Below are 12,225 nucleotides of genomic sequence, written 5' to 3' on the forward strand. Positions count from 1 at the left end.
GTCGGTCGGTATCGGAGTAAAAGTTGACGATACGTGGCGCCGTCGCCACGTGATACCCGTCGACACGCGACGCGGCGGACGCACCCGCCCTCAATCACCGTTCCTGAAGGGAATGCCTCGAGGGAAAACCAGCCCGGGGGAACGGTTACTCCCCGCCGTAGCTCAACTCCGGCGGTTGCTCGCCGTGACCGAGCCGCATGTGCCGTTCGTGATAGATGTGAGCGATCGCAGTTGCGGTAACCGTCACGGCGATGATCGCCGTCCAGGTCAGCGTCGACAGGACCGTCAGTGGGTAGATTCCGACCCACAGCGCGGCGACGAGCGCACAACTGATCGCACCCAGCGACAGGTACAGTTCCCGCCACGCGAACTCCCGACCGGGCACGATCTCGAGATAGACACTGATGTCGCGGGTGCGGTCGGTCGCCTCGATGACGCCGCGATCAGAGTCGAACGTGAGGATGCCGGCCTCGTCCATCTTCGGCAGGTGCGTCTGTTGGAGCGTCGTGTACACCCGTTTGCGTTGTTCGGGGGTGACGCCCTCGAGGGTCGTCTCGTACTCCCAGGCCGCGATCTGCTGGGCGAGGTCGCCGAGTTCGACGGGTCGCTCGTCCCGCTTCAGGAAGTGGAGGACGTACCGCCGGCGCTGGTTGCGCAGCACCTCGAAGACTTCACCCTTGGAGAGATCGGGGATGCGATCGGTGGGGGACCCATCGGCCTCGGTTCCGCTGGCGGCCGCAGAACCGTTGTCTCCGTCGGCCCCGCTCTCGCCGTCCTCGTGGCTACGGCTGTCGTTTCGCTGTGTCTGTGCCACCACGGATCACCTCGCGGTGTCGATCGGGGATACCCCCGATTCTGCCCGTTCACCCATCAGTTCGTGGCAGGAACGCCTCCTATATAATACCACGCCACGGTGACTGTCGGTCAGTCCGGCCGGTCGTCCCCCAATATCGCGACGAGCGAATCGGCGATTTCGCCGGCCAGCCCCGCCTTCGTCCCTTCGTACCTGGCGGCGTCCTTCTCGTGGACGAACAGCGCCTTCGTCCGGTCCGCGCCCATCACGCTCGCGTCGTTGGCGACGACGAACGCGAGGTCGGTCCGCTCGAGCGTTTCGCGTGCCCGATCGATCATCGTGCTTTCGTCCCCGGAGGTCTCGGCTTTGAACCCGACGATCGGGAGTTCCGGTCGGTCGGCGCGAATCTCGTCGATGAGCTTCGGCGTCGGCTCGAACTCGAGTTCTAAGTCTCGCCCGGAGCGGATCTTCTCGTCGCTGGTCTCGACCGTGTAGTCGCCGATCGCGGCGGCGGAGACGAGCGCGTCGGCCCCGGTTTCGTGTGTGCCGTTTCCGGTCCCGTCGCCGAGACACGCTTCGCGGGTCGCTGCGAGCATCTCGGTGGCGCTCTCGACCTCCCGGACGTCGGCGTAGGGGACCGACGCCGGGATCTCCGTCGCGGCCGACCGCTCGAGCGACTGCGGGCCGACGACCCCGTGGACGAGCGTCACGTCCGCGCCGCGGACGTAGCAGGCCCGGGCGACGGCCCGGCCCATCCGTCCGGACGACCGGTTCGTGAGCACGCGGACCGGGTCGATCGATTCGGCGGTCGCGCCGCTCGTAACGACCACGTGCTCGCCCTCGAGCGGCCGGTCGCCGGCGGCGCGGGCGACCTCACAGACGATCGCCTCCTCGCTTGCGATCTTCGCCTTTTCCTCCTCGAGGCGTGGATCGACGAAGTCGACGCCCCACTCCGCGACGGCGTCGATCGCTTCGAGGACGCCCGGATGGTCGTACATCGGTTCGTGCATCGCCGGGGCAATCACGACCGGCGTATCCGCGCCCAGGGCGGTCGTCGCGCAGGTCGTCACCGGCGTGTCGTCGACTGCGTTCGCGATCTTGCCGACGGTATTGGCCGTCGCCGGAGCGATCAGGAAAACGTCGGCCCAGCCGTCCCGACCGCAGAGTTCGACGTGTTCGACCGCGCCCGTGATCTCGGTGACGACGTCGTTGTCGGTCGCGAACTCGACGGCCCACGGGTGGACGATGCTGCGCGCGCTGTCGGTCATCACGGCCCGGACCTCGGCACCCCGGCGTCGCAACTCGTGGGCGAGTTCGACCGTCTTGACTGCCGCGATCGATCCGGTTACCCCGAGCGCGACGTTGACTCCCTCGAGCATTCGTCCCGAACTCTCGTTCGCGGTATGTTAAGCGTAGCGGGGCGTCGTCGATTCTACTCGTCGCTCGAGTCCGCGACGCTCGGGTGCATCGTCGGCTCCTCGTCCAACGGCTCCGCGAACGCCTCGAGGATCGTCTCCCGCGCCCGTTCGTCGCGGCGTTTTCGTTCCTCTTCGTCGATCTCCTCACAGCCGGGCGGCACTTCCCGTCCGCGTCCGGTGAAGTAGCCCTCGGGGGTGACCCAGTCGTGATAGAAGCTGACGTCCGAGTCGTGAATGACCGCGAGGCCGACCTTCGCACCGTGACCGGCCGCGACGATCGCCTGGTGTGGCTCGCCGGCGATCCGTCCCGCCGCGTACACGCCGTTGACCGCCGTCCGCCCGCCATCGTCGACCGAGACGAAGTGCTTGCTCCCCCGCTGAACCCGGCCGACGTCCAGCGGTTCGAGGTAGTCGCTGTCGGGCCACGAGGCCGCGATCACCCGTCGCGCCTCGAGGGGGTCGCCGCCCTCAGTCTCGAGGACGAACCCCTGCTCGAGGTCGGATTCCGCGACCGGTTCGGCGCGGGCCACCCGTCCGAGTTCGAACGTCGCGCCAGCGTTCTGGGCCTGCTCGCGGACGAGTCGCAGGTACTGGCGGGCGTCGACGCCGTCCGGGAAGCCGGGGTAGTTCTCGAGGCTGGCGTTGCGCGCGAGGATGGACTCGCCGCCGTCGTCGCCGGACTGCGTCCGGCTGCTCGAGGGACGTGGTCCCTCGCTGATGACGAACGTGTCCAGCCCCGCGCGTGCAGTGAAGATCGACGCGGCGAGGCCGGAGACACCCCCGCCGACGATGCAAACGTCTCGCATACCGCGGCGTTCGCCCGCACGCCTATAGAACTTGCCGCCTCGTCCGCTCGGTCGACCCGGGGACGACTCGGTCCGCCCCTCCGTCGCCGCGAACACGCCGATTCGTCCCCTTCCGCTCGGAGAGTAACTCTTACTTTCGAACCGCACGTATGCCCTTCGTGGACAGAATTCTCCTCAGTACCGTCGCTTACCGCCCGCCGGAGGAGGTCTTTCCGTACGTGCGGTCGTTCACCGAGTACCCCCGCTACACCGAACACCTGAAAGATGTTGCCGTCCACGGCGACGGCGACGCGGGATCGGTCTACGACCTCCGGCTGACCTGGTGGAAGCTCAGCTACACCGCCCGCTCGCGGGTCACGTCGGTCTCTCCGCCCGAGTCGCTCGAGTGGCAGTTGGTCAACGACATCGACGCCCGCGGGGAGTGGCGCGTCGAGCCGGAGCCGGGGGCAATCCCCGACGGCGGCCCGACCGGAAGCGACGTCGAAGCGGAGACGCCCAGCCGGATCTACTTCGAGGCGGTCTACGATCCCTACTCGGCCAACAAGGACGCGATTTCCCTGCCGCGGTTCGTCTCCCTGGACTGGGTCGTCGAGAAGGTCCAGCCGCGACTCCTGCGCGAGGCCGAAACGGTCGTCGAGCGTCTCGTGGCGGACATCGAGGGACGGGACGAACCCCGCGAGGTCGAGTTGACGGTCCACGAGATGCCGTAGCCGGGTCTCGTTCCGAGTGGACTCGAAACGTGGCGATTTCAGACGGACTACTGTCTCCCAGTACCGGCTCGACCGGAATCGTCCCCCAGTCGGAGCGGGACATCCGGGCCGCGGATCGTCACTCGTCCTCGAACGACTCGAGGAGGACCACGTCGCCGCGCATGGTCATCTGGTGTGGTTCACAGACGTATTCAGCTAACTCCTCGGTTGCCGTAACAGTGAGCGTACGTGTTTCGTCGTCGTCTTCGATGAAATCGGTCGCGTACTCGTCGACGACGCCCTCGTTCTCGTCCCAGAGTTGAAAGTCGTGTACGGAACCGTCGCCGTTGACGACGGTAAACGTGTACTCTCGGCCCTCCTCGAGGACGAGCGTCGGGTTCTCGACTCCCTCGATGTGGTCGGGTACGCTGCCGGTCCACCCCGACACGTTCGCCTCGAGTTCGATCTCCGTCACGTCGGTCCAGGGACTCGGATCTACCAGGGAGACCGTCTCGAGGACCAGTGCCCCGGGCTCGGCCGGATCGTCGACCGCGGTGACGACCTCGTACGTTCCCGCGGGGACGCCCTCGTTCTCGGCGGAAATGGTGATCGTCTCGCCGGGTTCCTCGAGTCGATAGTCGCCGGGATCGAACGCAGATTCGTCGTCCCCGTCGGTCACGAAGACGGTCGCCGCGTCATTCCGGTCGAGAAGCGTAATTTCGGCCGTCCCGAGATCCCCCGTCCGGACCTGGACCGCAGCGTTGGTCCGTGGACGGAACAGTTGGGAGTCCCCCTGGTACCACGCGTACCACTCGTCTTCGATTTCGACCACGATCGCCCTGGCCCGTCGGTCGTACCGCTGGCCGGTCGCCTCGTGTTCGAGTTCGAGGGCGTACTCGAGTTGGTGCTCCGCGTCGACCGTCCCGTCCTCGAACAGGTCCAGCGTGTCGATGCGATCCCTCGCTTCGCCCCGGAAGGCGATCGAGCGGACGGCGTCGGGAGTCCAGAATTCGCCGTAGGCCCGCTCCCAGCTCTCTTGACCGCTGTCGACGACGTACTCGTGCGGGGCGTACGACGCCGCCTCCGTCGCGTTACCGGCGGCGACCGCCTCGATCGTGGCTTTACCGACCGCTCGGGCTTCCTCGGGGATGCCGTCGTCCGCCCCGTCGGCTTCGTCGTCGTCCGTTCGGTCGTCGGATTCGTCCTGGGGACCGTTGGAGGGCTCTGCGGTGGTATCATCGAGACAACCGGCGAGTCCCGTGAAGGCGAGACCGCCGACGAGGAGGTATCGTCGTCCCATCGAGTTAGTTTTCAATCACTTCTACAAAAATATAAAACTGAAGGTCCGCGAGGAGTCGATCGGGGAGGACTAAAACGTGTACTCGTGACTCCCGCCTTCGCTCTCGAGGAACGCCTCGAGCAGATCGATCGTCGCCGCGACGTCCTCGACGTGGGCCGTCTCGGTGACGGTGTGGAGGTACCGCGTCGGGATCGAGATCGCGCCGACCGGCTTCGCGCCGGCCGTATTCTGGAAGCCGGCCGTGTCGGTCCCGCCCGAGGGGAGGATCTCGAGCTGGTGGTCGATCCCCTCCGCCTCGGCGACCGACTGCATCCGCTTGTGGACCTTCGGGCTGGTGATTACGCTGCCGTCTTTGAGTTTGATCGCCGTTCCCTCGCCGAGTTCGGTGACGTGCTCGCCGTCGTCGAACCCGGGCACGTCGTTGGCGACGGTGACGTCCAGGGCGACGGCGAGGTCCGGATCGACGTCGACTCCCAGCGCCTTCGCACCGCGCAGGCCGACCTCCTCCTGGACGGTCGCACAGAAGTGGATCGTCGCGTCGGGGTCCTCGATCCGGCGGGCCGCCTCGAGCATGGCGAACAGGCAGACGCGGTCGTCCAGGGCCTTCCCGGTGACCGTCTCGCCGACGCGCTCGGTCGTCTGGTCCATCGTCACGAGGTCCCCCGGAGAGACGCGCTCTTCGAGTTCCTCGTAGGGAAGGCCGACGTCGACGAAGACGTCCTCGACCTCGGGGGATTTCTCGCGGTCCTCCTCGTCCAGCGTGTGTGGCGGCGGCGAGCCGATGACGCCCGGCAGGTCGCCGTCGTCGGTGTGGATCGTCACCCGCTGAGCCTTCAGCACGCGGGCGTCCCACCCGCCCAGCGCCTCGAGTTCGAGGAAGCCGTACTCGTCCTCCTCGCCCGCGACGTGGCGGACCATGAAGCCGATCTCGTCCATGTGGGCGGCGACGCCGACGGAGAAATCCGAATCGGCGTCGCCCTCGAGCGTCCCGACGACGTTACCCATCGCGTCGGTCCGGACTCGATCGACGGACTCTTCGAGTTCGGCCACGACGAGTTCGCGGACCCGGTCCTCGTAGCCCGGAACACCGCTCGTCTCGGTGAGGTCGCGAAGCAGATCGAAATCGAACGGGGTCGAAGCGGATGCCATACGCGGACGTGGGGATGGTTCTCATATAAACGCGTGGAAATCGCCCGCAGCGCCTCGGACGGTACGGATTAGTAATATCGAGTGGTTCGGACCCGGGGCCCGAACGGGGCCGGTTCAGCCCGCTCCACTCGAGGGTCCCGTTCGAGGAAATCGCGGACCGTACCGCCGACCGCATCGCGGACGGCGAGTCGGGTTTCCATACTAACCACGGAGTATTAACGGTTGCACTCATTAGAGTACGCGTATGAGTAACGTGCGTGTTGCTGGGACGGGGCTGACCCCGTTCGGGAACACCCCCGAGCGGACGAGTCGTGACCTGTTCGCCGAAGCCACCGTCGCGGCGTTCGAGGACAGCGGCGTTCCACGCGAGGACGTCGAGGCGCTGTTCTACGGGAACTTCATGGGTGAACTCTCCGAGCACCAGGGCCACCAGGGCCCCCTGATGGCCGAGGCCGCCGGCGTCCAGGCGCCGGCGACCAGATACGAGGCCGCCTGCGCCTCGAGCGGGACGGCCGTCCGGGACGCCGTCGTCCGGATCCGTAACGGCGAAGCCGACGTCGTCCTCGTCGGCGGCGCCGAGCGGATGACTAACCTCGGGACTGCGGGTGCGACCGAAGCCCTGGCGATCGCGGCCGACGACCTCTGGGAGGTCCGCGCCGGAATGACCTTCCCCGGAGCGTACGCCCTGATGGCCCAGGCGTACTTCGAGGAGTTCGGCGGCGAACACGAGGATCTCGCCCACATCGCGGTCAAGAACCACGAGAACGCGCTGACCAACGAGAAGGCCCAGTACCAGAGCGCGATCGACGTCGAGGACGTCCTCGAGGCCCCGCAGGTCTCCTCGCCGCTGGGGCTGTACGACTCCTGTCCGATCTCCGACGGCGCGGCCGCCCTCGTCCTGACCAGCGACGAGTACGCCGAGGAACACGACCTCGACGCGCCCGTCGCGATCACCGGGACGGGCCAGGGTGGCGACCGCCTGGCGCTGCACGACCGCGACCACCTCGCCCGCTCGCCGGCCGCCCGCGAGGCCGGCGAGGAGGCCTACGCCGACGCCGGCGTCTCCGCCGCGGACGTCGACCTCGCGGAGGTCCACGACTGCTTTACGATCGCCGAGGTGCTGGCGCTCGAGGCGCTGGACATCGAACAGGTCGGCGAGGGAATCTCGGCGGCCCGGGACGGCCGTACGACGGCCGACGGCGAGACGCCGATCAACCTCTCGGGCGGCCTGAAGGCGAAGGGCCACCCCGTCGGCGCGACGGGCGCGTCCCAGATCGCCGAAGTAACGAAACTGCTCGCCGGCGACCATCCCAACAGCGAACACGTCCCCGACGCGACGACCGGCGTCGCCCACAACGCGGGTGGGACCGTCGCGAGCGCGACCGTCCACGTCCTCGAGGAGGTGGGACGATGACCGACGACGAGACGGTCCAGGATGCTGGCTTCGACGACTGGCTCGACGCCGCCGAGAACGGCGGGGCGTACTACCTCGAGTGTCCCGAGGGACACGGCTCCCTGCCGCCCCGACGCGTCTGTCCCGACTGCGGTGCGACCGAACTCGCCGAGCGAGAGCTCCCCGACACGGGCGAGATCGAGACGTTCACCGTCACGCACGTGCCGACGCCGGCCTTCGAGGACGACGCTCCCTACGCGACCGCGATCGCGAACTTCGGCCCCGTCCGCATCACGGGCCAGGTCGTCGGTATCGACCTCGAGGCGATCGAGAACGGTCTCGAGGTGACGATCGACGTCTCGGTTTCGGAGACGACGGACGAGCGGGTCGTGGCGTTCGAACCTGCAGAGCAGTAACGACGGCGGCTCGAAACCCGAGTCCTATTCTCCCGGGCCAGTATCGACGTCGACGTCCGCGTCGGCCCCGGCGTGTAACAACTCTGCCATCAGGTACTCGAGGAACTGCTCCGGGTGTTCGCTGTGTGGTAACTGCGTCGCGTAGTCGACGACGACCAGGTCCAGGTCCGCGGCCTCCGCGAGGTCCCGGCCCTCCCGCAGCGGGACGAGTTCGGCGTCCCGGCCCCAGACCAGCGTCGTCGGCGTCTCCAGCGCCGCGAGTTCGGTCGCCAGATCGAAGTCGGGGTCGAGCGTCCCCGACGCGAACGAGGCAGGCGCGTACCGCGCGCCGGGCTGGTGGGCGCTGTCCCAGGCGTATTCGACCTCCGTCTCGTCGATCCGGTCGGGGTCGTAGTAGCCGTCCCGGTCGTAGAAGTAGCGGATCGCGGGCTTGCTCGCGATCAGGTTGAAGACCGTCGTCCCGACGATCGGCGATCGAATGAGGGTCCGCAGCCAGGGTCGCTCGGGCGCGGTCTCGTCGGTCGGGCAGATCAACACGAGGTGGCTGAACTCCGTCTCGCCGGCGGCATCCGCGGCGAACGCGCCGGTCAGCGACGAGGCGACGACGATCGGGTTCTCGAGGCGCTCCTCGGCGAAGTCACGGAGGAACTCGGCGTACAGCGTCGACGAGTAGACCAGCGGCGGGCGCTCCGACCGCCCGAAACCGGGCAGATCGACCGCGACGACGCGGTAGTCCTCCGCGAGGCGCTCGACGATCGGTTCGAACTCGTGGCTGCTCGCACCCGCGTAGAGGCCGTGACACAGCAACAGGTCCGGATCGTTCGGGTCGCCGGCGACGGTGTAGGTCGTTTCGATCCCCCGCCAGCGGTACGTTCGCTCGATGCCGGGCAGCGGGTTCTCGAGGTCGCCAGCGCGCTTTGTGAGCAGCCGGTTCCCGAGGACGGCCGCGCCGACCGCGCCGACCGCCGTACCGAGGACTGTTCGGGCTTTCATACGGGGGTATAAGACGAGGACGCTCTTAGGAGTGCGGTTGGTATTCGGCGAGTGGGAACCGCGCTAGCCCTCCCGCTCGAGATCCTCGAGACACGTCTCGACGGGTTCGAGCACCTCGTCCGCGATCGTGTACGGGTCGGTATCGCCGGTCCGAACGGCCTCCGCGAGGTCGTCGATCCCGCCAGCGTCCTCGAGTTCGTCCTCGAGGAGCCCGTGGACGTCCTCGCGCAGGAGGGTCCGGATCTCCTCGGCGTACCGCTTTCGGGCCATCTCGGCTCGGGTGCCGGACTCGACGAGGTACTGCTGGTGGTTCTCGAGTTCGTCGATGAATTCCTCGACGCCGGTCCCGTGGGTGGCGACGGTTTCGACGATGGGCGGGATCCAGCCGTCGGGTTCCTCGCCGTGGGGTTCGGGGTCTTGGTCCTGGTCGGTGTCGTCGTGGGTCTGGCCGTGGCCGTCGTCGTGACCGTGTCCGTGACCATGACCGTGACCGTCCATCTGCATCGCGTCGGCCCCGTGATGACCCGCTCCCGACATGCCGAACCCGTCGCCGGCGTCCATCGCCACCATGTCCCTGAGTTCCTGGACGGTGCGGTCGGCTCCGTCGCGGTCGGCCTTGTTCACCACGAAGATGTCGCCGATCTCGAGGATGCCGGCTTTCAGGGTCTGGACGTCGTCGCCGGATCCCGGCGGGACGAGCACGGCGACGGTGTCGGCGGTCCGGACGATGTCGATCTCGTTCTGTCCGGCACCGACGGTCTCGATGATGACCTTGTCCTTGCCGAAGGCGTCCATCGCCTTCACGGCGTCCGCCGTCGCCGTCGAGAGGCCGCCCAGCGTCCCGCGGGCGCTCATCGAGCGGACGAAGACGTCCATGTCGCCGACGGTCGATCCCATCCGGATGCGATCGCCCAGGACGGCCCCGCCGGAGAACGGCGACGAGGGGTCGATCGCGATGATGCCGACCGTCTCGCCGCGCTCGCGGTAGGCCTCGGCGAGTTTGTCGACCAGCGTCGACTTTCCGGCCCCCGGCGAGCCGGTGATCCCGATGACGTCGGCCTCGCCGGTGTGGGCGTAGAGCTCGGAGACGAGGTCCCGATACCCCGGCGCGCGGTTCTCGATCTTGGAGATGGTACGGGCCAGTGCCCGGTGTTTCCCGGCGAGCAGTTCCTCGAGCAGCCGTTCGTCGTCGCCGCCTTCGGTCATCGCTCGGGTGCGTTTTCGCGAACGAACTCGATGGTCTCCTCGATCGACGTCCCGGGACCGAAGATAGCGGCGACACCCTCCTCCTTGAGTCCCTCGCGGTCCTCCTCGGGGATGACACCGCCGACCAGAACGAGCGTGTCGTCGGCCGCGTCGTACTCCTCGAGGCCGTCGATGATCTTCGGAACGAGTGTGTTGTGGGCACCCGAGAGGATGGAGATCCCGAGGACGTCGACGTCCTCCTGGACGGCTGCCTGTACGATGTCGTCCGGCGACTTGTGGAGTCCCGAGTAGATGACTTCGAATCCGGCGTCGCGGAACGCCCGCGAGATGACGTGTGCACCGCGATCGTGACCGTCGAGCCCGACCTTGGCGACCAGACACCGGATCGACTCACCTTCCTGTTCGCTGCTCATACCCCCACGTTCCCGGGCCGTATGTTTGACTTTAACGGAAGTTGGTGGACGTTGTTCGGTCACACGCCCGTGACGGAGCCGATATTCGGGGACGAATCGCGGTCGTGATCGGAACGCTGACAGTCATCGCGCCGTCCAGCACCCCGAACCAAAGGCTAAAGAGCGAAACTACCGAACATTCTGTCAATGACTATCGTTCGTCTACTGCGGAGGGATCTCTCGTGGGCGTCGAAATAAAAGAAACCAGGGTGTCCGACGCCGAATTCGAGGAAATGAAGGCGTTCGTCTTCGAGTACCTCGCCGCTAGCGTCGAGAAGGAGGAGGAAGGCGGTCGGATGCGCTGGTATCCGTGGCACTCCGCGGAGTACCGGCACAACCACATCCTCAACGTGGTCGATCTCGCCGAGGAGATCGCCCGGAAGGAGGGCGCGGACGTCGACGTCACGCGCGTCGCCGCCCTCTTTCACGACGTGGCGAAACTCGAGACCGACCAGGAACTCCACGCCGAGGCGGGCGCTCGCGTCGCCCGCGAGTACCTCGAGTCGCGCGCGGACTACCCCGAATCGTTCATCACACAGGTGTGTCGCGCCGTCGAACACCACTCCTACCAGGGGGACCTGAACGACGTCGCCATGGAGACGCAGTGTCTCATCGAGGCCGACCTGCTGGACAAGATCGGTGCCAACGGGACCGCCCTCATGTTGCTGCGCATGGGGTACGAGGCCCGGACCCACATGGACGCCGACGAGATGGTCGAACGCGTCCTCGAGCGAGGCTACGACGCGGCCGCCCGCGTCGAGAGCGACACCGCCGAGAGCATCGCCCACCAGCGGCTCAAACGGGTGAAGTGGTTCCGCGAGTGGCTCGAGGACGAGATCGCCGCGCTCGGGGACTGAAGCGGGACTCCCCGCGACCCCGGGGTTGGGCCCGAGGAGAGGTCGGTAGCGGTACTGATCGACGCAGGCCGTTCCCCGAGTCGCTCCCGCTTCGAACACCGAACGAGTGTGATCTCCACGGCGTGAGAAGCGGCCGTTGTCTTCTTGCTTCCGAGCGAACGACGTACCTGTAATGAGTCACAGCCGTCGAACGGCCCCGCTGCTCACCGTCGGTCTCCTCTGTCTGCTGGCGCTGCTGGCAGGTCCCGCAGTCGCTGCCGGCGACGCCGTCGATGCCGGCTCGAGCGATCGGCTCGCGGAGAACGTCGGGCAGGTCGACGAGGCAGAAGCGGAGGCGGATGCCAACGCCACCGCCCGCGAGACCCAGGGCTGTTTCACAGGCGGCAGTTCGTTCACGATCGGCTCGAGCGACGATACCCACATCTGGGTCCGGCTCCACCTGGGGCCGCTTACGGACTCCGGCACCGCGTTCGGCGGCGAACTCGTCGGCTCGGCGGAGGGTGCGGCGACGATCGAGGTCGCCGCGGGTGCCGAGTACGTCGCCGACGGCGTCGGCGCTCTCGCGTCGGACCCGCTCGAGGCGTTCGCGGTCGTTACGGGGTTCGAGTTCCGGCTCCCGGTCTTCGACGACCTCGGATCGAAGGGACTCGAGGAAGAGCGGACGCCGACGGTGGATACGACCGCCGAGAACGGGGGTTCGGACGACGTCGTTCTCGAGGGGCCGTTCGACACCCTCGAGTGTTAACCGCCGAC

General features: G+C 67.3%; 13 protein-coding genes. 5 read left to right on the forward strand and 8 right to left on the reverse strand.

From position 1 onward, the window contains the following. Positions 1–145: 145 nt before the first annotated feature. From CHINAEXTREME_RS19680 to CHINAEXTREME_RS19690, 3 genes are all read right to left on the reverse strand, one after another. Positions 146–694: a DUF7344 domain-containing protein gene (locus CHINAEXTREME_RS19680; RefSeq protein WP_238593399.1), complete on the reverse strand. Its 549-nt coding sequence runs from the start codon at positions 692–694 to the stop codon at positions 146–148. A gap of 230 nt (positions 695–924) precedes the next feature. Continuing rightward, positions 925–2,172 carry a bifunctional phosphopantothenoylcysteine decarboxylase/phosphopantothenate--cysteine ligase CoaBC gene (gene coaBC, locus CHINAEXTREME_RS19685; RefSeq protein WP_007140518.1) on the reverse strand — a complete coding sequence of 416 codons (1,248 nt, stop codon included), beginning with the start codon at positions 2,170–2,172 and terminating at the stop codon, positions 925–927. A 53-nt stretch (positions 2,173–2,225) separates the two neighbouring features. Continuing rightward, positions 2,226–3,017, reverse strand: a complete 792-nt coding sequence (locus CHINAEXTREME_RS19690) for an NAD(P)/FAD-dependent oxidoreductase (protein ID WP_029601608.1) — start codon at positions 3,015–3,017, stop codon at positions 2,226–2,228. 158 nt (positions 3,018–3,175) lie between these two features. On the opposite strand from CHINAEXTREME_RS19690, the gene CHINAEXTREME_RS19695 reads away from it, so the two are divergent. Continuing rightward, a complete protein-coding gene (locus CHINAEXTREME_RS19695) occupies positions 3,176–3,727 on the forward strand; it encodes an SRPBCC family protein (protein ID WP_029601609.1) in 552 nt (183 codons plus the stop codon). A gap of 118 nt (positions 3,728–3,845) precedes the next feature. Here the strand turns inward: CHINAEXTREME_RS19695 and CHINAEXTREME_RS19700 are convergent, their stop codons facing one another. Next, positions 3,846–5,006: a plastocyanin/azurin family copper-binding protein gene (locus CHINAEXTREME_RS19700; RefSeq protein WP_007140515.1), complete on the reverse strand. Its 1,161-nt coding sequence runs from the start codon at positions 5,004–5,006 to the stop codon at positions 3,846–3,848. 69 nt (positions 5,007–5,075) lie between these two features. Then, positions 5,076–6,155, reverse strand: a complete 1,080-nt coding sequence (locus CHINAEXTREME_RS19705; RefSeq protein WP_007140514.1) for a M42 family metallopeptidase — start codon at positions 6,153–6,155, stop codon at positions 5,076–5,078. Positions 6,156–6,399: 244 nt separating this feature from the next. Between CHINAEXTREME_RS19705 and CHINAEXTREME_RS19710 the strand changes: the two genes are divergently transcribed. Both CHINAEXTREME_RS19710 and CHINAEXTREME_RS19715 read left to right on the forward strand, forming a co-directional pair. Further along, positions 6,400–7,569 (forward strand): thiolase domain-containing protein, encoded by a 1,170-nt coding sequence (locus CHINAEXTREME_RS19710; RefSeq protein WP_007140513.1) that lies wholly within the window; start codon positions 6,400–6,402, stop codon positions 7,567–7,569. Next, a complete protein-coding gene (locus CHINAEXTREME_RS19715; RefSeq protein ID WP_007140512.1) occupies positions 7,566–7,964 on the forward strand; it encodes a Zn-ribbon domain-containing OB-fold protein in 399 nt (132 codons plus the stop codon). The genes CHINAEXTREME_RS19710 and CHINAEXTREME_RS19715 overlap by 4 nt, the downstream gene beginning before the upstream one ends. 24 nt (positions 7,965–7,988) lie before the next feature. Here CHINAEXTREME_RS19715 and CHINAEXTREME_RS19720 read toward each other — a convergent pair whose 3' ends face one another. The 3 genes from CHINAEXTREME_RS19720 to CHINAEXTREME_RS19730 all read right to left on the reverse strand — a co-directional run bounded on the left by CHINAEXTREME_RS19720 (position 7,989) and on the right by CHINAEXTREME_RS19730 (position 10,576). Beyond that, the gene (locus CHINAEXTREME_RS19720; RefSeq protein WP_007140511.1) at positions 7,989–8,957 is read right to left on the reverse strand and encodes an alpha/beta fold hydrolase; all 969 of its coding nucleotides are present in this window, start codon (positions 8,955–8,957) and stop codon (positions 7,989–7,991) included. Positions 8,958–9,020: 63 nt separating this feature from the next. Beyond that, the gene (gene meaB, locus CHINAEXTREME_RS19725; RefSeq protein WP_007140510.1) at positions 9,021–10,163 is read right to left on the reverse strand and encodes a methylmalonyl Co-A mutase-associated GTPase MeaB; all 1,143 of its coding nucleotides are present in this window, start codon (positions 10,161–10,163) and stop codon (positions 9,021–9,023) included. Next, positions 10,160–10,576, reverse strand: a complete 417-nt coding sequence (locus CHINAEXTREME_RS19730; RefSeq protein ID WP_007140509.1) for a cobalamin B12-binding domain-containing protein — start codon at positions 10,574–10,576, stop codon at positions 10,160–10,162. Before CHINAEXTREME_RS19730 ends, meaB begins: the two co-directional genes overlap by 4 nt. A gap of 221 nt (positions 10,577–10,797) precedes the next feature. Between CHINAEXTREME_RS19730 and CHINAEXTREME_RS19735 the strand changes: the two genes are divergently transcribed. Both CHINAEXTREME_RS19735 and CHINAEXTREME_RS19740 read left to right on the forward strand, forming a co-directional pair. Further along, the gene (locus CHINAEXTREME_RS19735; protein WP_076738772.1) at positions 10,798–11,472 is read left to right on the forward strand and encodes an HD domain-containing protein; all 675 of its coding nucleotides are present in this window, start codon (positions 10,798–10,800) and stop codon (positions 11,470–11,472) included. 172 nt (positions 11,473–11,644) lie between these two features. Further along, positions 11,645–12,217, forward strand: coding sequence for a DUF7332 family protein (locus CHINAEXTREME_RS19740; protein ID WP_007140507.1), 573 nt, complete (start codon positions 11,645–11,647; stop codon positions 12,215–12,217). Positions 12,218–12,225 lie beyond the last annotated feature (8 nt).

Origin of the sequence: Halobiforma lacisalsi AJ5 (genome assembly GCF_000226975.2) — an archaeon.
Classification (GTDB): Archaea; Halobacteriota; Halobacteria; order Halobacteriales; family Natrialbaceae; genus Natronobacterium; species Natronobacterium lacisalsi.